General features: G+C 61.4%; 28 protein-coding genes. 2 read left to right on the plus strand and 26 right to left on the minus strand.

Annotated elements, in window-relative coordinates:
- The first annotated feature begins 156 nt into the window (after positions 1-156).
- Positions 157-1233 carry a TraB/GumN family protein gene (locus tag J2J99_RS20580; RefSeq protein ID WP_168296604.1) on the plus strand — a complete coding sequence of 359 codons (1077 nt, stop codon included), beginning with the start codon at positions 157-159 and terminating at the stop codon, positions 1231-1233.
- Positions 1234-1320: 87 nt separating this feature from the next.
- Here J2J99_RS20580 and J2J99_RS20585 read toward each other — a convergent pair whose 3' ends face one another.
- From J2J99_RS20585 to sdhC, 21 genes are all read right to left on the minus strand, one after another.
- Positions 1321-1821, minus strand: a complete 501-nt coding sequence (locus J2J99_RS20585) for a cytochrome b (RefSeq protein ID WP_168296603.1) — start codon at positions 1819-1821, stop codon at positions 1321-1323.
- 102 nt (positions 1822-1923) lie between these two features.
- Positions 1924-3330, minus strand: coding sequence for a dihydrolipoyl dehydrogenase (lpdA, locus tag J2J99_RS20590; RefSeq protein WP_168296602.1), 1407 nt, complete (start codon positions 3328-3330; stop codon positions 1924-1926).
- 26 nt (positions 3331-3356) lie between these two features.
- A complete protein-coding gene (locus J2J99_RS20595) occupies positions 3357-3995 on the minus strand; it encodes a LysE family translocator (protein WP_168296601.1) in 639 nt (212 codons plus the stop codon).
- Positions 3996-4015: 20 nt separating this feature from the next.
- On the minus strand, positions 4016-4768 hold the full coding sequence (locus J2J99_RS20600; protein ID WP_168296600.1) for an SDR family oxidoreductase: 753 nt from the start codon (positions 4766-4768) through the stop codon (positions 4016-4018).
- Entirely contained in the window at positions 4765-5295 is a 531-nt protein-coding gene (locus tag J2J99_RS20605; protein WP_168296599.1) for a hypothetical protein, read from the minus strand. The genes J2J99_RS20600 and J2J99_RS20605 overlap by 4 nt, the downstream gene beginning before the upstream one ends.
- Complete coding sequence (locus J2J99_RS20610) at positions 5292-6041, minus strand: DUF4241 domain-containing protein (protein WP_168296598.1); 750 nt, start codon at positions 6039-6041, stop codon at positions 5292-5294. Before J2J99_RS20610 ends, J2J99_RS20605 begins: the two co-directional genes overlap by 4 nt.
- Positions 6042-6052: 11 nt before the next feature.
- On the minus strand, positions 6053-7318 hold the full coding sequence (gene odhB / locus J2J99_RS20615; RefSeq protein ID WP_168296597.1) for a 2-oxoglutarate dehydrogenase complex dihydrolipoyllysine-residue succinyltransferase: 1266 nt from the start codon (positions 7316-7318) through the stop codon (positions 6053-6055).
- A gap of 40 nt (positions 7319-7358) precedes the next feature.
- Positions 7359-7667: a YciI family protein gene (locus J2J99_RS20620; protein ID WP_168296596.1), complete on the minus strand. Its 309-nt coding sequence runs from the start codon at positions 7665-7667 to the stop codon at positions 7359-7361.
- Between the two features lie 16 nt (positions 7668-7683).
- Entirely contained in the window at positions 7684-10668 is a 2985-nt protein-coding gene (locus tag J2J99_RS20625) for a 2-oxoglutarate dehydrogenase E1 component (RefSeq protein WP_168296595.1), read from the minus strand.
- 150 nt (positions 10669-10818) lie between these two features.
- Positions 10819-11721 (minus strand): succinate--CoA ligase subunit alpha, encoded by a 903-nt coding sequence (gene sucD / locus J2J99_RS20630; protein WP_168296594.1) that lies wholly within the window; start codon positions 11719-11721, stop codon positions 10819-10821.
- Between the two features lie 13 nt (positions 11722-11734).
- Complete coding sequence (locus tag J2J99_RS20635) at positions 11735-12226, minus strand: DUF1579 family protein (RefSeq protein WP_168296593.1); 492 nt, start codon at positions 12224-12226, stop codon at positions 11735-11737.
- 8 nt (positions 12227-12234) lie between these two features.
- Positions 12235-13428, minus strand: coding sequence for an ADP-forming succinate--CoA ligase subunit beta (gene sucC / locus J2J99_RS20640; RefSeq protein ID WP_168296592.1), 1194 nt, complete (start codon positions 13426-13428; stop codon positions 12235-12237).
- 34 nt (positions 13429-13462) lie between these two features.
- On the minus strand, positions 13463-14425 hold the full coding sequence (gene mdh / locus J2J99_RS20645; protein WP_168296591.1) for a malate dehydrogenase: 963 nt from the start codon (positions 14423-14425) through the stop codon (positions 13463-13465).
- Positions 14426-14599: 174 nt separating this feature from the next.
- Positions 14600-15763, minus strand: a complete 1164-nt coding sequence (gene zapE / locus J2J99_RS20650; RefSeq protein ID WP_168296590.1) for a cell division protein ZapE — start codon at positions 15761-15763, stop codon at positions 14600-14602.
- 64 nt (positions 15764-15827) lie between these two features.
- The gene (locus J2J99_RS20655) at positions 15828-16343 is read right to left on the minus strand and encodes a protease inhibitor Inh/omp19 family protein (protein WP_168296589.1); all 516 of its coding nucleotides are present in this window, start codon (positions 16341-16343) and stop codon (positions 15828-15830) included.
- A 137-nt stretch (positions 16344-16480) separates the two neighbouring features.
- Positions 16481-16744 (minus strand): hypothetical protein, encoded by a 264-nt coding sequence (locus J2J99_RS20660; RefSeq protein WP_246763146.1) that lies wholly within the window; start codon positions 16742-16744, stop codon positions 16481-16483.
- On the minus strand, positions 16741-17118 hold the full coding sequence (locus J2J99_RS20665; protein ID WP_246763147.1) for a DNA polymerase beta superfamily protein: 378 nt from the start codon (positions 17116-17118) through the stop codon (positions 16741-16743). Before J2J99_RS20665 ends, J2J99_RS20660 begins: the two co-directional genes overlap by 4 nt.
- Positions 17119-17297: 179 nt before the next feature.
- Positions 17298-18077, minus strand: a complete 780-nt coding sequence (locus tag J2J99_RS20670; protein WP_088677571.1) for a succinate dehydrogenase iron-sulfur subunit — start codon at positions 18075-18077, stop codon at positions 17298-17300.
- An 18-nt stretch (positions 18078-18095) separates the two neighbouring features.
- Entirely contained in the window at positions 18096-19937 is a 1842-nt protein-coding gene (sdhA, locus tag J2J99_RS20675; RefSeq protein ID WP_168296586.1) for a succinate dehydrogenase flavoprotein subunit, read from the minus strand.
- Between the two features lie 7 nt (positions 19938-19944).
- Complete coding sequence (sdhD, locus tag J2J99_RS20680) at positions 19945-20325, minus strand: succinate dehydrogenase, hydrophobic membrane anchor protein (protein ID WP_168296585.1); 381 nt, start codon at positions 20323-20325, stop codon at positions 19945-19947.
- A 10-nt stretch (positions 20326-20335) separates the two neighbouring features.
- Complete coding sequence (gene sdhC, locus J2J99_RS20685; protein ID WP_168296584.1) at positions 20336-20731, minus strand: succinate dehydrogenase, cytochrome b556 subunit; 396 nt, start codon at positions 20729-20731, stop codon at positions 20336-20338.
- A 438-nt stretch (positions 20732-21169) separates the two neighbouring features.
- Between sdhC and J2J99_RS20690 the strand changes: the two genes are divergently transcribed.
- A complete protein-coding gene (locus J2J99_RS20690; RefSeq protein WP_168296583.1) occupies positions 21170-21658 on the plus strand; it encodes a hypothetical protein in 489 nt (162 codons plus the stop codon).
- A 123-nt stretch (positions 21659-21781) separates the two neighbouring features.
- On the opposite strand, the gene J2J99_RS20695 is transcribed toward J2J99_RS20690, so the two are convergent.
- The 5 genes from J2J99_RS20695 to J2J99_RS20715 all read right to left on the minus strand — a co-directional run bounded on the left by J2J99_RS20695 (position 21782) and on the right by J2J99_RS20715 (position 26158).
- The gene (locus J2J99_RS20695; RefSeq protein WP_168296582.1) at positions 21782-22135 is read right to left on the minus strand and encodes a RidA family protein; all 354 of its coding nucleotides are present in this window, start codon (positions 22133-22135) and stop codon (positions 21782-21784) included.
- Positions 22136-22363: 228 nt separating this feature from the next.
- Complete coding sequence (locus tag J2J99_RS20700; protein ID WP_205918802.1) at positions 22364-23233, minus strand: LysR substrate-binding domain-containing protein; 870 nt, start codon at positions 23231-23233, stop codon at positions 22364-22366.
- A gap of 129 nt (positions 23234-23362) precedes the next feature.
- Positions 23363-24427, minus strand: coding sequence for an ABC transporter ATP-binding protein (locus tag J2J99_RS20705; protein WP_168296580.1), 1065 nt, complete (start codon positions 24425-24427; stop codon positions 23363-23365).
- Between the two features lie 10 nt (positions 24428-24437).
- The gene (locus tag J2J99_RS20710) at positions 24438-25277 is read right to left on the minus strand and encodes an ABC transporter permease (protein ID WP_168296579.1); all 840 of its coding nucleotides are present in this window, start codon (positions 25275-25277) and stop codon (positions 24438-24440) included.
- Entirely contained in the window at positions 25274-26158 is an 885-nt protein-coding gene (locus J2J99_RS20715; RefSeq protein WP_168296578.1) for an ABC transporter permease, read from the minus strand. The genes J2J99_RS20710 and J2J99_RS20715 overlap by 4 nt, the downstream gene beginning before the upstream one ends.
- Positions 26159-26216 lie beyond the last annotated feature (58 nt).

Here is a 26216-nt window from a genome sequence, read left to right on the forward strand (position 1 = left end):
TGCTTGTGGCGGCGGCACGCGGCTTATCGGCAGCTCAGCGCCCATGAATACGACGTAATGGGATGCGCTAAGTTTTCGTTAACGCATTCTCTTAAAGGATTATCCGCAAGCCGAGCGTAGAGCATGAAGCATAAGGCATGTGACCGGAACATCATCATGACGACATCAATCGGCCGCCGGACCTCTTTCATCGCAGCATCCGGCAACCTGCTGCTTTGGTTGATTGCAGCCTTCCACATGCTGCTTCTTGCGGCGCTGTTCGTCGCCTTCCTGGCGGCACGGCCGGCGTCGGCCGAAGATGGTGCCTGCACCGGCCGCAATCTGATGAATGATCTGCAGCAGAGCGACCCCGCCCGCTACGCCGAGGCGGTCAGGGAAGCCGAGGCAGTGCCGAACGGCAAGGGCATCTTCTGGAAGATCGAAAAAGCAGGACTTGCACCGTCATGGTTGCTCGGAAGCATGCATGTCACCGATCCGCGCGTGCTGGCCCTGCCGCCGCGCGCCCAGGCAGCCCACGACGCCGCCAATACGATTATCATCGAATCCGACGAGATCCTCGATGAACGCAAGGCGACCGCGGCGGTGCTGGCGCGGCCGGAGCTGACGATGTTCACCGACGGCACGACGATCGACAAGCTGCTGTCTGCCGAGGATTACAAGAGGCTGGAAGCCGGCCTCAAGCAGCGCGGCATCCCGCTCAGCGCCGTCTCACGCATGCGGCCATGGATGATCTCGAGCGCTGTCGCGCTTCCGGCTTGCGAACTCGCCCGCAAGGCCAAGGGCGTGCAGTTCCTCGACCAGAAGATTGCCACCGACGCCGTTGCCGAAGGCAAGCAGGTCAAGGGGCTGGAGACCCTTGCCGAACAGATTCAGGCCATGGCTGACCTGCCGGTTGAATTCCATATGAAGTCGCTGATCGAGACGCTGGAACTTGGCGACAAGATGAGCGACGTCGTCGAAACGATGACCGATCTCTACCTCTCCGGCGATATCGGCATGACGATGCCGATGCTGAAGGCCGTGACGCCGGCGAATGAAGACCAGGCCGGCGACTACGCCGCCTTCGAACAGCGCGTCATCCTCGATCGCAACAAGGTGATGGCCGAGCGCGCCGCCCCGATTCTCGACGGCGGCAACGTTTTCATGGCCGTCGGCGCCCTGCATCTGCCGGGTCAAGGCGGTGTCATCGAACTGTTGCGCAAGCAGGGTTTTACGGTGGCTGCCGTAAACTGAAACAGGTCGCCTAAAACGTCGGCCGCAATGGCAGATTGCGCCAGCAGGGCTTCACCGTCAGCGCCGTGAACTGAGCCGGGCAGGCGCTCAGCCGAGCGTCATCCGGCGCAGCGCATTGCTTTTCCAATAGAACTGATGGGCAAGCGCCCCCACGACATGCGCCGCAATCAGCGCCCAGAGAATGATCTTCAGGATCTCCGCGTGCAATGAACCGGCGGAATTGACGCCAAAATAATAGGCGGCGATGCCCGTAAGCGGCATGGCGAAGATCAGTATGTAAAGACCGGCATGGGCAAGCTTCGCCGCAAGACGGAAGATCGCCGGCCCTTCCCCGACCTCGGCCGGCACGCCGTTGACGAAACGCAGCCCGAGCCTGACGACGGCGAGCAGCAGAATGGCGATGCCGACATAGGCATGGATGTTCGCCGACGCAATCTGCTCCGGTGTCGGCACCTCGCCCCTGCGCACGAGCCGATGCCAGATGTTCATGCCGTCGGGAAACAGCAGGTTGAAGAAGATCAAAAGAGCCACCGTCCAATGAAGCAAACGCTGGCTGAGGCTGTAGCCCTTGGCGGACTGCTGTAGCATTTTCTAACCTTCGTCACATGCCGAACTCTGCGATCCGCCACAATTAAAACAGCCGCCTGCCTCGCGGCAAGCGGCTGAATGCTTTGTTACGAATATGTAAGATTACATGTGGATTGGCTTGAAGAAGGTCGCGAGCGCAGCTTCCTTGACCGCTTCCGACATCGTCGGATGCGCGTGGCAGCTGCGGCCGAGATCTTCGGACGAACCGCCGAACTCCATCAGCACGGCAATCTCGTGGATCATCTCGCCGGCGCCGAAGCCGACGATGTGGCCGCCGAGCACGCGGTCGGTTTCCTTGTCGGCGAGGATCTTGACGAAACCGTCGGTCGCCAGCATCGCGCGGGCGCGGCCGTTCGCCGTGAACGGGAACTTGCCGACCTTATAGGCGATGCCCGCCGCCTTCAGCTCTTCCTCGGTCTTGCCGACCGATGCGATCTCGGGCTGCGTGTAGACGACGCTCGGAATGACATCGTAGTTCACATGGCCATGCTGCCCGGCGAGGATTTCGGCAAGCGCTACACCCTCATCTTCCGCCTTGTGCGCCAACATCGGACCCTTGACCACATCGCCGATCGCATAGATGCTGGCGACATTGGTCTTGAAGTGACCGTCGATCTCGACACGGCCGCGATTGTCGAGCGCAACACCGGCCTCTTCAAGGCCGAGACCTTCCGTGTAAGGCTTGCGGCCGGTCGCGATCAGAACGACGTCGGCGTCGAGCGTCACGGCGTCGCCGCCCTTGACCGGCTCGAAGGTGACCTTGGCGCCCTTCTCACCCTTTTCGACGCCGGTGACCTTGGCGCCGAGATGGAAATCGATGCCCTGCTTGGCAAGCATGCGCTGGAACTGTTTGGAGACCTCTCCGTCCATGCCGCCGAGAATGGTGTCGAGATATTCGACGACGGTGACCTTGGCGCCGAGACGCGACCAGACCGAGCCGAGTTCGAGACCGATGACGCCGCCGCCGACGACGATCAGCGTTTCCGGCACCTTGTCGAGCGCGATGCCACCGGTGGAGGAGATGATGGTCTTTTCATCGATCTCGACCTGCACGCCGGGAATGCCGGCGACATCCGAACCGGTGGCGATGACGATGTTCTTGCCTTCGATCTCCTGCACCCGGCCGTCCTCGGCGGTGACGGCAACCTTGCCGGCCGAGACGATCTTGCCGGTGCCCTGGAAGGCATCGATCTTGTTCTTCTTGAAGAGGAAGGCGACGCCGTCGACATTCGCCTTCACCGTTGCATCCTTGTGCGCCATCATATTGGCGAGGTTGAGCATCGGCGCCGGAATGTCGATGCCGAGCGCGCTCATGCCGTGGCCGGCCTGATGGAACATTTCGGAAGCATGCAGCAGCGCCTTCGACGGGATGCAGCCGACGTTCAGGCAGGTGCCGCCATAGGTCGCGCGCTTTTCGACAACGGCGACCTTGAGGCCGAGCTGGGCTGCCTTGACGGCGCAGACATAGCCGCCCGGGCCGGTTCCGATAACGATCACATCATAAGACATTGCTTCTTTCCCTTTGGATTTTTCAATTAGTCGGCGGCGCGCGACAGCGCGAGGCGGAAGCCGAAGCCGACGAGTGCCGCTCCGGTGATGCGGTTGAACCATTTGCCGCTGGCGATGAAGCGGTCACGGATCGTCTTGACCGTGAAGAAATAGGAGACGCCGGCAAACCAGGCCACCAGCGCCGTCGCCATGCCGATACCATAGGAGAACTGGATCAGCGCTGGCGTGTCGTGGTGGACGAGCGTCGAAAACAAGGACAGGAAGAACAGCACCGGCTTCGGGTTCAGCGCATTGGTGATGAACCCCATGCCGAGGCATGTCAGCATCGAGGCCGACTTGCGCTCGTCGGCCGTGACGTCGATCTCCTGCACATTGAATCCCGGTTCGCGGAACGACTTGATGCCGAGATAGACGAGATAGCCGACACCCGCCCATTTGATCATCGCAAACAGCATCAGCGACTTGGAGACGATCAGGCCGAGGCCAAGGATCGTGTAGCTGATATGAAAGAGCAGCGAGAAGCCCATGCCGAGCCCGGTCATGATGGCGGCGCGGCGCCCATGCATGATGCTCTGGCGCAGGATGACAGCGAAATCTGCGCCCGGTACGACGATGAAAATCGAGAAGACGGCCATCAGGCCGAGGAATTCGAAGATGTAGCTCATATTGATTCCGCCCTGTCTTTCTAACGGCCGCCGCTCACATTGAGGATCGATCCGGTGACATAGGACGCCGAAGGTGAAAGGAGATAGAGGATTGCATCCGCCACCTCCTCCGGCAGGCCGGCCCGCTGCATCGGGACCGATGGCGCCATTTCGCGCGCCCGGTCCGGCAAGCCACCCGATGCGTGGAGATCGGTTTCGATGATGCCGGGCCTGACGGCATTGACGCGAATCCCTTCCCCGGCGACTTCGCGCGCAAGCCCGATGGTGAAGGTGTCGATCGCCGCTTTCGATGCCGCATAATCGACATACTGCGTCGCCGAACCGAGGACTGCCGCCATCGAGGAGACGTTGACGATCGCCCCACCCTGCCCACCATATCGGCGCGACATGCGGCGCACGGCCTCGGCGGCGCAGAGGATCGAGCCGGTCACATTGACGCGGAGCATGCGCTCGATCCGCTCGACCGACATCTCGTCGACTCGTTGCGGATAATCGACGATGCCGGCATTGTTGACCAGCCCGTCGAGCCGCCCGAACTGACGATCAACCGCCGAAAACATCGCGGCGATATCCGCGGCCTTGCCGACATCGCCCTTAATTGCCACAGCCTCGCCGCCGCCTTCGATGATCGCGGCAACGACGGCATCCGCCGCTTCATGGCTCGTGGCGTAATTCACCGCGACGCGCCAACCCCCGCGCGCAGCAAGCCGGCAGACCGCCGCGCCGATGCCCCGGCTTCCGCCGGTGACGAGAACAACAGGTGTATCGCTCATGTCGCACACTCCTTGAATGTCAGCACGTCCCAAGGCGCCACCGAGGCCTTGCCCTCACCCCAGGCGCTGGATTCGCGAATGGCGGGACCAAGACCGGGAAGCACCAGCTTTTCGGCGGCAGCAGCGCCCTCCGGCTGCAGATTGTCGATCTCGCCCTTGGCGTCCATGCCATAGACGGCGCCCTGCCAGACCGTGCAGGCATCGAGATCGGCGCCGGTCACATCGCCTTCCGGACAGTTGAACATCAGGATGCCGATGGCGCGCATCGGATCCTCCGACGGCATGATATAGCCTTCCATCACTACGGCCGTCTTGAGCGCCCTGACCTTGAACTGGTTGCTGGCGGCCGCCGACGCCGAGTTCAGCGGCGCGAAGCGCAATTCATAGGCACCGTCGCGATCGATATAGACGGCTTGTTCCTGCTTGCAGTCGGCGCCGAAGACGGTCACCGGAATGCCGAAAACCGCAGCGGCTGCGATTGCCGCCACGCCCTTTCGGCCCGCGGTGATACCGACCCGACCGCTCATTGCAGCTTCGGCTCCCTGCGCCCGTCGGCATTCTCGATCACAGCGAAATCCGTCAACAGCACCAGCGGGTGACCGTCCCTGTCGAGTCCCCAGGCGACCGGATAGATGCCGTCACCCCAGCCGCTCCAGAACACCGCGACATTCCCCTTCTTGCCGGCAACCGGCCGGTGCAGCGCATAATGGCCCTTGTTGGCATCGAGATCCGCGGCCAGCACGTCGTCGTAATAATTGATGTCGGCGTCCGGCTTTTGCGCCTGCACCTGCGCTTGACCTTCGTCGATCCGATCAAACGTCTGCGCATCCATGTAGCAGCCGACGCCGGCATCGACGGAGTAGCCGAAGATCTCGTCGTCCTTCAGTACTGCCGGATCTTGTCCGGGCAGGACGGCGAGCTCCCAATGATCCGGCGTGCCCTCGGCAAACCGCATGCTGGCGGCGGCGATGCGCCCGAAGGCCTGGTAGAGCGTCACCGGATAGTCACCCGGTGCAACCGTCCTGGCGAGCGCCGGCCGATCGGGCTGGGCGAGCGGATCGGCAGCGACGATGCGCCCCGAGGTCAGCTCGACATTGCCCATGGGGATCACGTTGATCGACCGTCGGGAGAGTTCGCCGTCGCCGTGCGCCACCAGTTCGAAGTTGCTGCTTGCCTTGTTGACGTCCGAACCGGCCGCCGACGCGGAAACCGGTACATGCGCGGCGGCAGCGCAAAGAAGAAGGCGCGCCGCTCGCATCATCCGGTTCCGCATCGAAAAGCTCCTTAGAGATCGAGAACCAGGCGTTCCGGATCTTCCAGGCTTTCCTTGACGCGCACGAGGAAGGTGACTGCTTCCTTGCCGTCGACGATGCGGTGATCGTAGGAAAGCGCCAGATACATCATCGGACGGATGACTACCTGGCCGCCGATTGCAACCGGCCGTTCCTGGATCTTGTGCATGCCGAGAATGCCGGACTGCGGTGCGTTGAGGATCGGCGAGGACATCAGCGAGCCGTAAACCCCACCATTGGTGATGGTGAAGGTGCCGCCCTGCATGTCGGCCATGGAGAGCGAGCCGTCACGGGCTGCCTTGGCAAGACGGCCGAGCTCCTTCTCGATTTCGGCGATCGACATCTGGTCGGCATCGCGGATGACGGGAACGACGAGGCCCTTGTCGGTACCGACGGCCATGCCGACATGGCAGTAGTTCTTGTAGATGACGTCGGTGCCGTCGATCTCGGCATTGACCGCCGGCAGTTCCTTCAGCGCATGCGTCACCGCCTTGGTGAAGAAGCCCATGAAGCCGAGCTTGACGCCATGCTTCTTCTCGAAAATGTCCTTGTACTTGTTGCGCAGGTCCATGACCGCCTTCATGTCCACCTCGTTATAGGTGGTCAGCATGGCGGCGGTGTTCTGCGCGTCCTTGAGACGCTTGGCGATCGTCTGGCGCAGGCGCGTCATCTTCACGCGCTCTTCGCGCGAGGCATCCTCGACCGTCGAAGGGCCGCGCGCAGCGGCGGGCGCTGCCGCCGGGGCGGCTGCCGGAGCAGAAATACCCTTGGCGACGGCAGCGATGACATCGCCCTTCAGCACCTGGCCGCGCTTGCCGCTGCCGTCGACCTGATCGGCCGAAAGGTTGCTTTCGGCCAGCATCTTCGCAGCCGCCGGTGCCGGCGGCATGGTGGAGACGGAAGCGCTCGACGACGATGCAGCCGCAGCGGCAACCGGCGCCGGCTGAGCGGGAGCAGCCGGAGCTGGCTGGGCCGGCGCGGCGGCGGGTGCAGCAGCAGCCGGCGCAGCGGCAGCGACGGCACCTTCGGCGATCTGGCCGAGCAGCGCGCCGAGGCCGACGGTCTCGCCGGCGGCAGCGACGATTTCCGAAAGCGTACCGGAGACGGGTGCCGGAACTTCGATGGTCACCTTGTCGGTTTCAAGCTCGAGAATCGGCTCGTCGGCCTTGATGGCGTCGCCAACCTTCTTGAACCAGGTGCCGACGGTTGCCTCGCTGACGGATTCACCGAGAGTTGGAACGCGGATTTCTGTGGCCATTGTTCAGATCCTGATTTCGTGTGTGTTCGTTTTAAGCGTTTCAGACGGCGGGCGGCCGCAAAATGAGCGAGGGCATCGGCAGGATATCGAAGCGGAAACCGAAACCGGAGGCGATGATCGGATCGCCGTCGGCAAGAGCCTGCGCCGCCGCCTGATCCTCGACTTCGACCACTGCCATGCCGAAGGCGCCTGCACCTTCGAACACGGGACCGACGACGATTGCCGATCCCGCAAGGGCGTGCCGATGCCAGTATTCGGCGTGGCGTTTCATCGCCGCCATTTCGTCCGCCGTCCCATCATGCGGAAAAGTGGGGCGCGGCGGCTGCAGCCTCAGAAAGAAGTAAGCCATTGCGCCCCCCTTTGATTTAACCGCCCAAGGCATCCTCGAGGAATGCGGCGAGCTGTGACAGATGCTTCGACATCAGGCCGGTCGCCGGCGAGGCGGCGGCCGGACGGCCGGTATAGCGGACGCGCTGATACTTCGCATCGATATGGGCAAGCACCCATTCGAGGAAGGGGTCAATGAACGACCATGCTCCCATGTTCTTCGGCTCTTCCTGGCACCAGACCATTTCGGCGTTGCGGAAGCGCGACAGCTCGTTGATGAGTGCCTTTGCCGGGAACGGATAAAGCTGTTCGACGCGCAGCAGGTAGATGTCGTCGATTCCGCGCTTTTCACGCTCTTCGAGAAGATCGTAATAGACCTTGCCGGAGCACATGACGACGCGCCGGATCTTGTTGTCCTTCTGCAGCTTGATCGGGCCGTCCTTGATCACCTCGGCATCGTCCCAGAGCAGGCGATGGAAGGCAGATTCGCCGGCCATTTCGGCCAGCGTCGAGACCGCCCGCTTGTGGCGCAGCAACGATTTCGGCGTCATCAGGATCAGCGGCTTTCGGAAGTCGCGCTTCAGCTGCCGGCGCAGGATGTGGAAGTAGTTCGCCGGCGTCGTGACATTGGCAACCTGCATATTGTCTTCCGCGCAGAGCTGAAGAAAACGCTCCAGGCGAGCCGAGGAGTGCTCCGGACCCTGCCCTTCATAGCCGTGCGGCAACAGGCAGACGAGGCCCGACATACGCAGCCACTTACGTTCGCCCGACGAGATGAACTGATCGAACACCACCTGCGCGCCATTGGCGAAGTCGCCGAACTGTGCTTCCCAGAGCGTCAACGCGTTCGGGCGGGCAAGCGAGTAGCCGTATTCGAAGCCGAGCACGGCCTCTTCCGAAAGCATCGAGTTGATGACTTCGTAACGCGCCTGCGTCGGCGAAAGATTGGCGAGCGGAATGTAACGCTCCTCGGTCTCCTGATCGTAGAGAACCGAGTGGCGCTGCGAGAAGGTGCCGCGCTCGCAATCCTGGCCGGACAGGCGGATCTTGTGGCCTTCGAGGCAGAGCGCGCCGAACGAGAGCGCTTCTGCCATCGCCCAGTCGATGCCCTCGCCGGTGGCGATCATGTTGGCCCGGTTTTCCATGAAGCGCTGGATGGTGCGATGCGCGTTGAAGCCGGCCGGGATCTCCGACAGCTTGCGGCCGATCTCCTTCAGCGTCTTCATCGGCACGGCGGTCTTGCCGCGGCGCTGCTCATCGGCGTTGTCGGCGGTGCGAAGGCCCGACCACTCGCCGTCCAGCCAGTCGGCTTTGTTCGGCTTGTAGTGCTGGCCGGCCTCGAACTCCTGCTCGAGATGGGCGCGCCAGTCGGCCTTCATCTTTTCGACTTCGCCTTCGGTGACCAGGCCTTCGGCGACCAGGCGCGCCGCATAGAGCTGCAGCACGGTCTTATGACCGCGAATGACCTTGTACATCTTCGGCTGCGTGAAGGACGGCTCGTCGCCTTCATTGTGGCCGTAGCGGCGATAGCAGAACATGTCGAGCACCACAGGCTTGTGGAACTTCATGCGGAATTCGGTCGCGATCTTGGCTGCGTAGACGACCGCTTCCGGATCGTCGCCGTTGACGTGCAGAATCGGCGCTTCGATCATCTTGGCGACGTCGGACGGATAGGGCGACGAGCGCGAGAAGGCCGGATTGGTGGTGAATCCGATCTGGTTGTTGATGATGACGTGCATGGTGCCGGCAACACGGTGGCCGCGCAGACCGGAAAGACCGAGGATTTCGGCAATGACGCCCTGGCCGGCGAAGGCCGCATCGCCGTGGATCAACAGCGGCAGAACCTTGGAGCGTTCAGACAGCGGAATGATGTCGCCTTCCCAGACCGTAGCGCTCATGTCCTGCTTGGCGCGAGCCTTGCCCATGACGACAGGGTCGACGATTTCGAGATGCGACGGATTTGCCGTCAGCGAGACGTGCACCTTGTTGCCGTCGAATTCGCGGTCGGAGGAAGCGCCCAGATGGTACTTCACGTCGCCGGAACCTTCGACTTCGTCGGGCGCATACGAACCGCCCTTGAACTCGTGGAAGATGGCGCGATGCGGCTTGCCCATCACCTGGGCAAGCACGTTCAGACGGCCGCGATGGGCCATGCCGAACACGGCTTCCTTGAGGCCGAGATGGCCGCCGCGCTTCAGGATCTGTTCCAGTGCGGGAATCAGCGATTCTCCACCGTCGAGTCCGAAGCGCTTGGTGCCCTTGAACTTGACGTCGAGAAACTGTTCGTAGCCCTCGGCTTCGACCAGTTTGGAAAGGATCGCCTTCTTGCCCTCAGGCGTGAAAGCCACGCCCTTGTCGGGACCTTCGATGCGCTCCTGAATCCATGCTTTCTCTTCCGGGTTGGAGATGTGCATGAATTCGACGCCGAGCGTCGAGCAATAAGTCCGCTCGAGAATCTCGATCATCTCACGGATGGTCGCGTATTCCAGGCCGAGCACGTTATCGATGAAGATCTTGCGATCGTAATCGGCGGCGGTGAAGCCGTAATTTTCCGGCGACAGCTCATGATAGTCGTCGACGGCAGCGGCGATGCCGAGCGGATCGAGCTTGGCATGCAGATGGCCGCGCATGCGATAGGCACGGATCATCATGATGGCGCGCACCGAATCGCGGGTCGCCTGCAGCACGTCGGTGGTATCAGTGGGCTTACCGGCGGCTTCGGCCTTCGCCTTCACCTTGGTTTCGATCGCCTTCTCGACGATGCCCCAATTGCCGTCGAGCGCCGACACGAGATCGCCACCGGCGGCCAACGGCCAGTTCTTCTTGCGCCAGGATGCTCCCTTGGCCGCCTTCTTCACATCAGCAGGATCGTCTTCCAGCGCCTTGAAGAAGGCGCGCCACTGGTCGTCGACCGATGCCGGATCCTCTTCGTAGCGCGCATAGAGCTGCTCGATATAGGCCGCGTTGGCGCCATCCAGAAACGAGGTGATCTGAAACTGCTCGTTGGCTTCTTGCCGTGCCATGGTGATACGCGGACGCTTCCGTCCGCCTCCTGACTTTGATGAATTGCCGCATTCCGATTGCCGCCTGTCCGCGGCGCATCTGCTGGTCTCGTGCTATCGCACCGGGCGGAAACGCAGATGCCGTTCTTCCGCCCGGTCTATATGGCTGGCTTAGCCCTTGAGAACTTCAACCAAGGTCTTGCCGAGGCGGGCCGGAGACGGCGAGACACGAATGCCTGCCGATTCCATCGCCGCGATCTTCGATTCCGCATCGCCCTTGCCGCCGGACACCACGGCGCCGGCATGGCCCATGGTGCGGCCCTTCGGCGCCGTACGGCCGGCAATGAAGCCGGCCATCGGCTTCTTGCGGCCCTTCTTGGCTTCGTCCTTGAGGAACTGCGCAGCGTCTTCCTCTGCAGAACCGCCGATTTCGCCGATCATGATGATCGACCGGGTGGCTTCGTCGGCCAGGAACATTTCCAAGACGTCGATGAACTCGGTGCCCTTGACCGGGTCGCCGCCGATGCCGACGGCCGTCGTCTGGCCAAGACCCTCGTTGGAGGTCTGGAACACGGCTTCATAGGTCAGCGTGCCCGAACGGGAGACGATACCGACCGAACCCTTGCGGAAGATCGAGCCCGGCATGATGCCGATCTTGCATTCTTCCGGCGTCAGGATGCCAGGGCAGTTGGGGCCGAGCAGGCGCGACTTGGAGCGGTCGAGGCGCGCCTTGACGCGCACCATGTCCATCACAGGGATGCCTTCGGTGATGCAGGTGATGAACGGGATCTCGGCGTCGATCGCCTCGATGATCGCATCGGCCGCACCCGCCGGCGGAACGTAGATGACGGTCGCGTCGGCGCCGGTCTTTTCCTTGCCTTCGGCAACGGTTGCGAAGATCGGCAGGCTTTCGCCCTTTGCGCCGGTCCAGGTTTCGCCACCCTTCTTCGGGTGGATACCGCCGACCATCTGCGTGCCGTAATAGGCAAGCGCCTGTTCGGTGTGGAAGGTTCCGGTCTTGCCGGTTAGGCCCTGAACGAGAACCTTGGTGTCTTTGTTGACGAGAATGGACATGCGAGGCCTTTGTTTAGGAGAGGTTGGAAGACGTGGGGGCGGCGCGACGATAGATGCCGCTGACCACCTCCTGCCAAGTATCGCTGCCTGCAGGCGAAAAGCTGACGCCCATCCGGTAGCAGTCTTCATTTTCAAACGTGAATGCAGTGCGCTGTCTGCCGCGCGGCGAAGTCTTCGTCAGCACGAGCTCATTGCCATTCCATTCGCCGGAAGCCGGCGAAGGCGTTGCAAAACCGGCGCTATCGAACTGGTAGAGCTTGTAAGTCTGGTCCGAACCATCGAAGCCGAAGACATTGCGGGCTTCGAAAGAGACCGCGCCGTCGCGCATCTGGCAATAGCGCTGCTCCAGGAAGAACCCGCCGAACAGCGCCTCGCCGGAAAGCGCGGCGCTCGCCTTGCCTTCACTCGTCCACGCCGACGCCGCCACGTGCTCCTCTCCTTCCCAGGCGCCGGCAAAGGCGCTGAGACGGAAATGAGCGGCGGATGGTGTGGACTGGAAGGCCATGACTATTCTCAGCCGTTGATCGCCGCGACGATCTTCTTGGCCGCATCGTCCAAGTCGTCCGCCGCCGTAATCGCCAGACCCGACTCGTTCAGGATCTTCTTGCCAAGCTCGACATTGGTGCCTTCAAGGCGCACGACGAGCGGAACCTTGAGGCCGACTTCCTTGACCGCGGCAATGACGCCCTCGGCGATAACATCGCACTTCATGATGCCGCCGAAGATGTTGACGAGAATTCCCTCAACTTTGGGATCGGCGGTGATGATCTTGAAGGCCGCAGCAACCTTCTCCTTGCCGGCGCCGCCGCCGACGTCGCAGAAGTTGGCGGGCTCCTTGCCGTAGAGCTTGATGATGTCCATCGTCGCCATGGCAAGGCCGGCGCCGTTGACCATGCAGCCGATGTTGCCGTCGAGCGCGACATAGGCGAGGTCCCACTTGGAAGCCTCGATTTCCTTGGCGTCCTCTTCGGTCTCGTCGCGCAGCGCCCGGACGTCGTCGTGACGGAAGAGCGCATTGCCGTCGAAGGACATCTTCGCGTCGAGAACGCGCAGGTGCCCGTTCTTCATGACGATCAGCGGATTGATTTCGAGAAGCGACATGTCCTTCTCGTTGAAGGCCTTGTAGAGCAGCGGGAAGAGCGACTTGGCGTCTTCTGCGGCAGCGCCTTCGAGCTTGAGAGCCGAGGAGATCTTGGCGACGTCGACAGCCGTCACGCCGGCCCCAGGATCGATGGCGATCGTTTGGATCTTCTCGGGCGTGTCGTGGGCAACGGCCTCGATGTCCATGCCGCCTTCCGTGGAGACGACAAAGGCGACCTTGCCGACCGAGCGGTCGACCAGCAGCGAGCAATAGAGTTCGCGGTCGATGTCGGCGCCGTCCTCAATGTAGAGGCGGTTGACCTGCTTGCCGGCCTCGCCGGTCTGCGCCGTCACCAGCGTGTTGCCGAGCATTTCCTTGGCATTGGCTACGACGTCCTCGATCGACTTGGCGAGACGCACGCCGCCCTTGGCTTCGGGCGACAGTTCCTTGAACTTACCCTTGCCGCGGCCGCCCGCATGGATCTGGCTCTTGACCACGTAAAGCGGGCCGGGAAGCGACTTGGCGGCAGCCTCGGCCTCTTCGGCCTTGAGAATAGCCACACCTTCGGCGACCGGCGCGCCATAGCCCTTCAGTAGAGCCTTGGCCTGATATTCATGAATGTTCATGGGTCTATCCCTGTTTGGATTGCTTCAGCGCCGATTACTTGAGGGCGGGCGCGATGTTGATGCAGGCCTCGCAGAGACCGGCAACGGCGGCCACCGACTTGTCGAAGGCCTCCTTCTCGCTCTTGTTGAGGTCGATCTCGATGACGCGCTCGACGCCGCCGGCGCCGATGACGGTGGGAACACCGACATACATGTCCTTGACGCCGTACTGGCCGGTGAGATGGGCAGCGCAAGGCAGGACGCGCTTCTTGTCCTTGAGATAGGATTCGGCCATTTCGATCGCCGATGCAGCCGGCGCATAATAGGCCGAGCCGGTCTTCAGCAGGCCGACGATTTCGGCGCCGCCGTCACGGGTGCGCTGGATGATCTCTTCGAGGCGCTCCTTGGTGACCCAGCCCATGGTGACGAGATCAGTGAGCGGAATGCCGCCGACCGTCGAATAGCGGGCGAGCGGCACCATCGTATCGCCGTGACCGCCGAGAACGAAGGCCGTCACGTCCTGGACGGAGACATTGAATTCCTTGGCGAGGAAAAGGCGGAAGCGCGAGGAGTCGAGAACGCCGGCCATGCCAACGACCTTGTTGGCCGGAAGGCCGGAAAACTTCTGCAGCCCCCAGACCATGGCGTCGAGCGGGTTGGTGATGCAGATGACGAAGGCGTTCGGCGCGTACTTCTTGATGCCGGCCCCGACCTGCTCCATGACCTTGAGGTTGATGCCGAGAAGATCGTCGCGGCTCATGCCTGGCTTGCGCGGAACGCCGGCGGTGACGATGCAGACGTCAGCACCCTCGATGGCGGAATAGTCGCTGGCGCCAGTCAGGTTGGCGTCGAAGCCTTCGACCGGGGAGGACTGTGCGATATCGAGGCCCTTGCCCTGGGGAATGCCGTCGGCGATGTCGAAGAGAACGATGTCGCCCAGTTCCTTCAAGCCGGCGAGATGCGCCAGCGTGCCACCAATCATGCCAGAACCAATGAGTGCGATCTTGTTACGCGCCATTTCGCTGTTTCCTTTGCGATCAAATTCGTCGAACGACGCCTAGGCACCGCTCAATGACGCAATCGCATAGACCCAAAGCCAAAAAATGGCAATCCATTAATTTTGATGCAGCATTTTCAATCGTTTAGATACAAAAATTCTTACGTAAACGTAAGATATTCTGTCACCGAATTGTTATTCGGCGGCACGTTTCTCATGATGCAGTGCAAGATATTCAGCGCTGCGCATTTCGAAAAGACGTGACACCGTGCGGTCGAATTCGAAGCCTTCGGTCCCCCGGCGGCCGACGAGCAGTTCCTCCGGCATTGCCGCCGCGGAAATGTAGAGGCGAACGGCATGATCGTAGAACGTGTCGACCATAATGATGAGGCGCTTGATCTGGTTCCGTTTTTCTGGTCCGAGCATCGGAACGTGATCGACGAAGACGATATCGAAGCGTTCGGCGATGGCCAGGAAATCGGCAGCGCCGAGCGGCTTGTCGCAAAGATCGGCGAAAGAGAACCGCGCCATGCGGTCGGCGGCGAGAGGCACATGGATGGCGCGCCCCTTCATCGGAATGTCGAGCGGCTGCGCTTTGCGCCCATGCAGCGCCTGCGTCCAGGACGCCTCCATCGCCATGTCGTTATGTTCGCTGATCGGCACCAGATAGACCGGCTGGCTGTTCAGCTTCTCCATCCGGTAATCGGTCGGCGAATCCAGAGTGACGACATCGACATGCTGCTTGAGCAGGGCAAGGAAGGGCAGGAACAAGCCGCGGTTGAGACCATCCCTGTAGAGATTATCCGGCTCGACATTCGACGTCGCGACCAGCACGCATCCACGCGCGAAGAGTTCGGAGAACAGCCGCGACAGGATCATCGCGTCGGCAATGTCGGTGACGGTGAATTCATCGAAGCAGAGCAGTTCTGCTTCCTCGTAAAGGGCTGCGGCGACCGGCGGCATCGGATCGGCCTGCTTCGTCTCTCCATTCTTGAGCTTCAGCCGGTGCGCGGCGATGCGGTTGTGCACATCCGCCATGAATTCATGGAAATGCGCGCGCCGCTTCCTCCCGCACGGCGCCATCGAGAAGAACATGTCCATCAGCATGGTCTTGCCGCGCCCGACGCTGCCGTGGATATAGAGCCCCTTGATGCCGCCCACGGCTTTCTTCTTCGAGGCGAACAGCCAGCCGAGCGCGCTCGATTTCGCCGCCGGCCGCTGCTGCTTCAAACCCGCGAGCACCCGATCCAGGCTTTTGGCTACATCCAACTGGGCGGAATCGACCTGCAGCGCACCAGAAAGCGTCAGCGATTTAAGCTGTTCGCAGACGCTGAGCGCATAATCTGGCATTGGCTGCATAAGGGCATGTCCACCTGTCAGTCATCGGCGGGGCGCCGCCGGATCGTTTACCGCGCCGGTTCCTTTACCGGCTGAGGCTGATCGGCTGACCTGTATTCGTCTGGCCCTGGAAGCGATTGTCGGCCGTCTTGTAGACGCTGCCGATCGCGTTGCCCGAGCGGTCCTTGAGCAACACCTGCTTGCCGGCGACCTCCCAGGAACCCATCGCCGTCAACTCGCCGACGCAGCCGCGTGTGCCGCCACGCGAACCGCTGCCGAGGTTGGTGAGCGTCAGGAACATGTCGCAGCTGCCGTTGACGCGCCAGCTTCCGACCATCGATTCCTTCGTGACGTCGAGCGCATTCGCCGCGACCGCCGGCTGGCCACCCGGCATCGGCGATGCCGACGCCGGCGCGGCCGGGAACTGCGAGCTGCCGGTCGGCGGCGGAAGCTGTCCGCCCTGCACGGAGGGAACCGGCTGCGCCGTCAGCGGCGCCGGCGCGGCACTGGGAGAGTTGGAGCTGTAATCATATGCCGTACGCTGACAACCGGCTAGGGCGAGAGTCACTACCAAACCTGTCATCGCATATCGCAACTGCATCATCATACTCCTGAATTCGGCTGTCGCCGCAGAGAAACGGGCGTGAGACAAGTTCGATTACCGTAATTCGCTTTGGTTAATCAAGTCGGACTGCATAAATTGCCGGGTGACAACACCTAACCGAAAAACGATACAGTTCAACTGTCCCGCTGCAAAACTTCCTGCACATAGAATTTGTCAGCAAGGTGTTGCGCGCGTTGATCTCCGTCGGCATCCCTCCTGAACTCCCGCGATAGCTCCGAATAACGTTGGAATGCGTCCCGGAGAAAAGATTGAACCAGCATCGGCGGCGGCGCTTCTCCCATTTCGCGGGTCTGCTTCTTGACCTGTACGAGATCGAGTATCGCCGCTCGAAGGTCGGGAGCAATGGAGGTCGCCTCGAGGCACTCCAGCATATTCATCGGCGGCAGCGCGCGAAACGAACGCTGCCGCATCCATTCGAGCGCAATGGCCGGGGGCGCACGGCATAAAGCAGCTTCTTCAGCTTGATCGCCCCCTCACTGTCGCTCTTAAAATGCTGCCGCATGAGCCCGATATAATGGGCAGCGACCTTTTCCGGCACCATGATGAGATCAAGCAGCGCGCCGAGGCGCGAGCGAAAACCCGCCTCCTCTTCATAAGCGATCGGCGATTTCAGCCATTCGACCACCACCGCGTTTCCCTTCAGGGCAAGCAGCAGCGCCTTTCGCAGATCCCAGCCACCGGTATCGATGTCGCCAACGATCGGAAACTCGGTGACATCGCGTGCCGTAGCAAGCGCCAGATGATGCTCCACGGGCCGGATATAGACGAAACGGCAGTCACAATCGCTGTCGGGAGACGGAAATCCCAGGCGCGACTGCCGCTCTCGATCGCAAAACCGATACGAATGCCCTGCACCGAGGCGAGCCGCGACCTGATCTCTCTGACGGCTTCCGGATCGAAACCGTCTATCCCGCCATCGGCATCCACCGATCAAACCCGGCGCTCGACCATCATCTTCTTGATTTCGGCGATTGCCTTGGCCGGGTTGAGGCCCTTGGGGCAGGTCTGCGCGCAGTTCATGATCGTGTGGCAGCGATAGAGGCGGAACGGATCCTCGAGATTGTCGAGGCGTTCACCGGTCGCCTCATCTCTCGAATCGATCAGCCAGCGATAGGCTTGCAGCAGCACGGCCGGGCCGAGATAACGGTCGCCGTTCCACCAGTAGCTCGGACAGGAGGTCGAGCAGCAGGCACAGAGGATACATTCGTAAAGACCGTCGAGCTTCTGCCGGTCCTCGTGGCTCTGCTTCCATTCCTTGGCGGGCGCCGGCGACACCGTCTTCAGCCACGGCTCGATCGAACGATGCTGGGCATAGAAGTTGGTGAGGTCGGGCACCAGATCCTTGACGACCGGCAGATGCGGCAGCGGATAGATCTTTACCGCGCCCTTGATGTCGTCGAGACCCTTGGTGCAAGCAAGCGTGTTCGTGCCGTCGATATTCATCGCGCACGAGCCGCAGATGCCTTCGCGACAGGACCGGCGCAGCGTCAGCGTCGGGTCGATCTTGTTCTTGATGTAGAGCAGGCCGTCGAGCACCATCGGGCCACAGTCGTCGACATCGATGTAAAACGTGTCGATCGACGGGTTCTGGCCGTCATCCGGGCTCCAGCGGTAGACACGGAACTCGCGGGTGTTCGTCGCACCCGCCGGCTTGGGCCAGACCTTGCCTTCGCGCATCTGAGAATTCTTGGGGAGAGCGAGTTCAACCATACCAGGTTCCTCTTGAAATCAGTATACGCGAGCTTTTGGCTCGATCTTGTGCGGATCGATGCCTTCCGCGATCAGGTCGGTGTGAACCGGCCGGTAATCGAGCTTGACGTCGCCTGCCTCGTTCACCCAGGCAAGCGTATGCTTGCGCCAGTTGACATCGTCGCGGCCGGCGAATGCGCCCTCGGTATAATCCTCGCGAGCATGCGAGCCGCGGCTCTCCTTGCGGGCTTCGGCGCCGTAGATCGTTGTGATGGCGTTGGCCATCAGGTTCTGCAGCTCCAGCGTTTCCACCAGATCCGAGTTCCAGACCATCGACCGGTCGGTGACCTTGATGTCGCGCATTTCCTGCCAGATCGCCGAGATCCGCCGGCAGCCGGATTCGAGCGATTCCTGCGTGCGGAAGACGGCGGCGTCTTCCTGCATGGCGCGCTGCATCTTCTCGCGCAGCACCGCCGTCGGCGTGCCGCCGCTGGCGTGGCGCAGACCGTCGAAGCGATCCATGATCTTGTCGCAGGCCGCGACGTTGAGATGCGGGATCGGCGCTGCGCGGTCGATCACCTCGCCGGCGCGGATCGCCGCGGCGCGGCCGAAGACCACGAGGTCGATCAGCGAGTTGGAGCCGAGACGGTTGGCGCCGTGCACCGAGGCGCAGCCGGCCTCGCCGACAGCCATCAGGCCGGGGATGATCCGCTCCGGATTGGCACTGTCGGCGTTCAGCACTTCGCCCCAATAATTCGTGGGAATGCCGCCCATATTGTAGTGAACGGTCGGCAGAACCGGGATTGGCTCGCGGGTGACGTCGACGCCGGCGAAGATCTTGGCGCTCTCGGAAATCCCCGGCAGGCGTTCATGCAGCACGGCCGGATCGAGATGGTCGAGATGCAGGAAGATGTGATCCTTGTTCTTGCCGACGCCGCGGCCTTCGCGGATCTCCAGCGTCATGCAGCGCGATACCACGTCGCGCGAGGCAAGGTCCTTGGCCGACGGCGCGTAACGCTCCATGAAGCGCTCGCCTTCGGAATTGACGAGATAACCGCCTTCGCCGCGCGCGCCTTCGGTGATCAGACAGCCCGAGCCGTAGATGCCGGTCGGGTGGAACTGGACGAACTCCATGTCCTGCAGCGGCAGGCCGGCACGAGCCACCATGCCGCCGCCGTCGCCGGTGCAGGTATGGGCCGAGGTCGCCGAGAAATAGGCGCGGCCATAGCCGCCGGTCGCTAGCACCACCATCTTGGCGGCGAAGCGATGGATCGTGCCGTCATCGAGGCACCAGGCGACGACGCCGATGCAGCGGCTGCCGTCCTCCGACATGATCAGGTCGAGCGCGAAATATTCGATGAAGAATTCGGCGTTGTGGCGCAGCGACTGGCCGTAGAGCGTGTGCAGGATGGCGTGGCCGGTGCGGTCGGCGACGGCGCAGGTGCGCTGCACCGGCGGGCCTTCGCCGTAATTCTGCATGTGGCCACCGAACGGCCGTTGGTAGATCTTGCCTTCCTCGTTGCGCGAGAACGGCACGCCGTAATGTTCGAGCTCATAGACCGCCTTCGGCGCTTCCATGGTCAGATACTGCATGGCGTCGACGTCGCCGAGCCAGTCGGAACCCTTGACCGTGTCGTAAAGGTGCCACTGCCAGCTGTCCGGCGTCATGTTGCGTAGCGAGGCGGCTATGCCGCCCTGCGCCGCGACCGTGTGCGAACGGGTCGGGAAAACCTTGGTGATGCAGGCCGTGCGAAACCCCTGCTCGGCCATGCCGAGCGTCGCGCGCAGCCCGGCGCCGCCGGCGCCGACGACGATCACGTCATAGGCGTGGTCGACATATTGGTAGGCCTTGCCATTCTGGGCGGGTGAAGTCGGTGCCATAGCGAGCTTATCCTACGAATGCGATTTTCAGAATGGCGAAGAGACAGAGGCCGGCGATGACGATCACGAAGAACGTGTTCAGCATCAAGAGAGCGATCTTGCCGAACTCGCCATGCACGTAATCCTCGATGATGACCTGCATGCCGAGCTTCATATGGATGACGCCCGAGATCACCATCAAGCCCATGACGACGGCGACGAACGGGTTCGACAGCGCTCGAACCACATCCGCATAGGGCGCGCCCGCATAGGCGATCATGAAGATGACGAAGAAGAGGATCAACGGAATGTTGGCGACGGCGGTCAGCCGCTGACGCCAGAAATGGCTCGTGCCTTCCTTGGCAGAGCCGAGCCCGCGAACCTTGCCGAGGGGGGTGCGCATATCCATGAGGGGACCTTCAGAAGCGAATGAGGAAGCCGATCACCCAGACCAGCACGGTCAGACAGAGCGACCCGATGATGTTCGCGATGGCGAGTTTGGTCGAGACTTCCTTCTCGAAGCCGTACCCGAGATCCCACATGAGATGGCGCAAACCGCCGAGCATGTGGTGCAGCAGCGCCCAGGTGTAGCCGAGCAGCACCAGCTTGCCGAGAAGGCTGCCGAGCACCCAATTGGCCCAATCATACGACGCTTGGCCGCTTGCCGCCGCGATCAGCCACCAGGCGACGAGCAACGTGCCGACATAGAGCGCACCGCCGGTAATGCGGTGGACGATGGACATGACCATGGTGGGAATAAGTTTGTAGACTTGCAAATGCGGCGACAGGGGCCGGTTATTTGTCACGTTCGCCATCAGAACCTCGCGGCGGCTTCTCTGCGCTCCCGGATTTCGGAGCATGCTCAGTCAACCACACGAATGACAAAATTCTCTGTGTGCGTTGCATCAATTGCGACGTTTACTCACCGGAAAGCCCGACGACAAGCACAATCGCTGTGAGCTTTTAATTTAATCGATTCGGGTTACCGGGAAGTTTGCCGGCGTGGACAAATCCAGGAAATGCGAAGCGGCTTTCCCGAGCGAGACGCGACGCGATTTTGCCGGCAATCGGGTAAAAAACAATCGATTGGAGGGGTTCTACCCCTCGACGGAAATTTGAGCCCCTCTCACAAAACTCGCCTTTTTCGCTCAATATTTATCGCGTTCCTCCCCTGCACATGGACAAGCCACGGCTTTTGGCGCAATCTGGCGTTAACGATTTGTTAACGATTGGAATTTCGGAGGCCGGCGCCCATGTTTCGCAGTCTGTCCGTCGTCACCCTGCTTGCCCTGTCCGCGCTCGTCGCATTTCCCGCCACCGCCGGCGAACGCCGCCACGGTGAGCGCTTTTTCGGCCATCGCCACAATTTCCACAACGGATTGTTTCTTGGCGAACGTGCGGGCTGGCGCACTCGCGGCATCCCCCGTGCTTTCGGCCCCCGATACGTCAGGGACCGGATGCCGTTCCTGAAGCGGTTTTCATCCCCGGTGACAAATCGCATCGCCCGCGGCCCTCTGGTCATCATCGCACCCCAGGCACCGGGTGGCGACAGCGGCGGCACCTATTCCGGCTCTTCCTATGCCTATCAGGTCGACGGCGGAACTTATGTCGGCGGCAACGGCTATGGATATGGTCCTGCGGCACGGCCCGAGCCGCAGGCCCCGAAGGCGAAGGTCATCGACGTCGCCATCCAGGACGACCCTTGCGCCTATGAGGCCAATGTCTGCGTCATCCGGCCCTAGCATGTCGCGCAAAAGTGTGCAGCGGTTTTGCGGCAATGACATGCGGAAACAAAGACCTAAAGCGCGAAGAGCGAATCTGAAAGATCGCGACGCGCTTTAGAATATTTGCCGAAAGCAGGCGGCTCAAATTTGCCGGCCCCCGCTTTTTCGCGACGCGGCTATGTCGATACGGACGGCGCACATCGGCGGGAGATTCTTGTCCTCGAACGTCGCCCGCCGCGGCGTTCCGCCATCCGGCATCCAGGCATCCCATGCTCTGTTCATTTCCTCGAATGAGGCAAGATCCCTGAGCCAGATATTGGCGAGTATGATCTCCGACTTGTCGGTACCTTCGCGCAGCAGCATCTCATCGATGCGCTCCAGTATTTCGTTGGTTTGCGCTGTCACGCTCGCTCCCCGCGTCAGATTTGCGATCTGGCCGGGCAGATAGGCGGCATCTGCAAGGAGAGTGTCATCAACTTTGGCTTGCCCCGTCATCGTATTCGCAGACTTCCATGAATGCTTGAGATCGGGCCGTCGCCCCTTCATCGGACCACTATGGAGCTTCGCTCGCCATCCCGGTAGAGCGAATTAAATTGAGCCGATATAATGGAAGTTGAACGCGCATGACGCCCGTCACACCAAACTTGATTCATACGACGTCTTTAGGTGCTTTTTACGCATGTCGTTGGTCGCAAAACCACCGCGCACCTTTTGCGACATGCGTTAGCTCGACAATATGGCCGTATGCCGCGAAATGAAGTCCACAAGATACCGCGCGCCTTCGGCCGTCTCGGACTGAGCATACAGACCGATCTCGATGCGCACCGGACCGGGCAGGTCCGTCGATCTGTCGAGTGTCCGGCAGCCCTCGGGTTTCGTTGTGAGCATCATCGGTGCAATACCGATACCGACTCGAACCGCAGTCGCCATGGCCACCAGCGTCGATGCTACGCAGGCCGTCTTCCACTTGACGTTCCGCTGCGACAGAGCCGCAATCGTCGGGAGCGTCCAGGGACACTCCTCCTCGAACATAATGATGGGCAGCGGCTTTTCCGCATCCACCACAAAGTCGGATCTGACCGTCCACATCAAATATTCGGTCCAGATCAAGGTCGGTTTTCGCGAGAGGCAGGTGATGTCGCAAACCACGAGATCCAGCTTCCTGTCTTCAAACAGATGGGCGAGGCGGCGATTGGGTTCGACGATGATGTCGATATCGACCTTCGGGTTCTGGGCTCTGAAATCACTCAGAATGTCGATCAGGTGGCCGGCAGCGAAGTCCTCGACGACGCCGAGGCGAATGCGGTCCTCGATCATCTTGCCTGTCAATCTCTTCTCGACTTCGTCGCTGAGGGCGACCATTTCGCGGGCATAAGCCAGCATGATCTGCCCATGGCTCGTGAGCTCGAGGCCTTTTGACGAACGTGAAAACAGCGCAACGCCGACAAGCTCCTCCAGCTTGCGGATCTGCATGCTCACGGCCGCCTGCGTTCTGTTGAGCTTGACGGCGGCCCCATTGACGGTGCCGATCCCCGCGACGGTCAGAAATGCACGAAGCAGATAGGAATCAAGATCAAGCATCAGCAGCCGCATTCCATACTTTGTGGCGATCGAGGGCCGATGCCTCTCTGCCTATAAGCGGATATTGGACGAACCATGTTCTTCCGGCAACTGGCGATCCCTAGCCCGAGGCGCAGCGCAAGCTGCGTCCCGTCAATGCCCTTACCGCGCGAAGAGAACGCAGGCTTCGGGGGGAATGGAAACGCCGACCTCCTGCCCGCGGGTGAAGGCTATGTCCGGACGGTTCGGGCAAGCCGAGATTATACGGTCGCCACTGACCAGGTCGAGGACGACATGCCTGAAGGCACCGAGTGTCACAACGTCGGCAACACGACCGAGCACGGCCCCGGCACTCCGAGCATCCGACGATATCTCGACGCTTTCCGGCCTGACACAAATCTCGGCGGCACCTGACAGGCTTCCCGTGGTCACGACCGGAAATTCCCAGCCGGATTCGGAGCGAAATTTGCGGTAGCTTTCGCCCGCTGCCGAAATCGAGCCGTGAATCCAATTCGTCCGTCCCATGAAATCGGCGACGAAACGCGAGTCTGGACGCCAATAGACATCATCCGGTCTGCCCGATTGCATGATCGCTCCGCGATTCATCACGAATATGCGTTCTCCCAGGCTCATCGCCTCCTCCTGGTCGTGGGTTACCACGATTGCGGTGGAGCCGACCGCGGCAAGCACATCCTTCAATTCGGTGCGCAGCTCATGCCGAAGTTTGGCGTCGAGGGCCGACAGCGGCTCGTCCAGAAGGACGAGGCTCGGATGGGTGGCGAGCGCCCGCGCAAGCGCAACACGCTGCTGCTGGCCGCCGCTCAACTGGTGCGGCCGCCGCTGTCCGAAGCCGACGAGCCGGACGAGCTCAAGCATCTCGGCAATGCGCCGAGGTATTTGCCCCGGCGGATGGTTGCGATGGCGAAGGCCGTAGCCGATATTCTGCTCGACGGTCATATGCGGGAAAAGAGCATAGTGCTGGAACAGCAGCCCGACATTGCGCTCATAGGGTTTCAATCCCGCCATCGGCATGCCGTCGATCAAGATCGAGCCTTTGTCGGGCCGCTCGAATCCAGCAATAAGCCGGAGAACGGTGGTCTTGCCGCAGCCGCTCGGTCCGAGCAGTGCGATTGTTTCACCTGGGTTCACCGAGAAGGAGATATTGCCGAGGGCGACGGTTTCGCCGAAGCGCTTGCTGACCCCTTGAAATTCCACCGCAGAAATCATCGTATTGCCCTCAAGAACGAAACAAACCCTGACCGACGACAGTATCGAAGCCGACGACACGGTCCAGTATGACGATCAGCAATGCGGTGACCGCAATCAGCACCACGGCTGCTGCAGCGATCGTTAAATCGAAAGCCGCGCGCATGTTGCTGACCAGCGTAACAGGCAAGGTCGTTGCGGACGGATCGCTCAGGAAGAGACTGATGGATACGTCATCTATCGAAATTGCGAAGGCGAAGATCGCACCGGTGACGACGCCCGTCCGCATGAGCGGCAGGGTAACGGTCCAGAAGGCCTGGCGCTCGGTAGCACCGAGAACTATTGCGGCTTCCGTCAATCGTCGGTCGCTGCCGAGAAGGCTGGCAAGGCTGGTCCTGATGCAGTAGGGCAGCGTCACGATCACGTGGCCGAGGAGCAGGCGCGCCATACCATTTGCAATACCGACCTTGGAAAGGAAAAGCAGCAGGCCGAATCCGATGACGACCGGCGGGACGATGAGTGGCGAGAGAAAGGCCGAAGTCAGCGCTCCCCTTCCCGGAAAATTGCCACGGGCAAGGCCGACAGCCGCCGCAGTTCCGATCGTGACGGACAGAACCGTCGTCAGGACCGCCAAGATGAGGCTGGTGCGTAGGCTGGCAAGGATATCCGCCTGGGAGACGAGCCGTTCGAACCAGTGAAGCGACAGCGCAGGCGGCGGCAGCGGACCCAGATAGGTCCTGGCGTCGAAAGCCATCAGGCATGTTATCACCAACGGGATGGCGAGGAACGCCAATCCGAGGCCGACGACACCGTAGGCAAGGGAAACGGCGATCCGGTCTCCGGTTCGCGCTGCAAGAGACTGTATGCTCATCGGGAAACCTTCCAGGCCTGCGCAAACGTGATGACAGCGACGACCGCCAACGCCACGGCAAGCATGACGAGCGAGATGGCCGCGCCGCTCGGATAGTTGGCGATGTCACTGAACCGGGTGTAGATGACGTTCGACATGAAAAGCACCCGGCCCCTCCCAAGCACCATAGGAATGACGAAAGCGCTGATCGCGAAAGTCAGCGACACAAGCGCGCTTGAGATCAGCGCCGGGAAGCTCAGGGGAAGCGTGATCGACAGATGCGCTTTCCATCCCGGCGCGCCGAGGGACTGGGCGGCATCGAGCAAACGCGGATCGATCGATTGCATCGCACCAATCAGCGTCAGGGTTGCGACCGGTATGATCGAGTGAACCAGACCCGCAATAACAACGATGTTAATATATTCGCGGCTGTTGGGCGAAAGGCCAAGCGTCAGGAGGAGGGGTCGGAAGACGCCGACCGCCCCGAAGGTCAGTTCGATCGCGTATGTCTTGATCAGGACGCTGGAGAGCACAAGCGTGATCAAAAAGCCGAGGGTGAGTGCGCGCATCCGCGGGGAAATGCGCCGCACGATGAAGTAGGCAAGCGGGAATGCCACAAGCTGGCCGATGATTGCGGCAGCTCCACCGATCCAGAAGGTTGTCAGCAGGACACTCGCAAACGCCTGGTTTGCAAGCTCATAATAGTTTTGAACCGTTGCCGCCGCATTTTCAACGGAACCGACGCGCCCCGGCGTAAACTCCTTCAGGCTTTCGATTGCCAGATTGACCAACGGTGACAGAAAGCCGAATGCGAACACCAGCAGGGCCGGCCCGAGCGTCAGGGCAGCATCTCGGCGATCAGGAATTGAAATGGCAACGGGTTGCCGCCTTGCTTGGGTCATGGTGGAACAGCCTTTTCCTCGCTCTGAACAGGGCATGAGAAAGGGAGGTTATCGATGT

Origin of the sequence: Rhizobium binae (assembly GCF_017357225.1) — a bacterium.
In the GTDB taxonomy this organism is placed as follows: Bacteria; Pseudomonadota; Alphaproteobacteria; order Rhizobiales; family Rhizobiaceae; genus Rhizobium; species Rhizobium binae.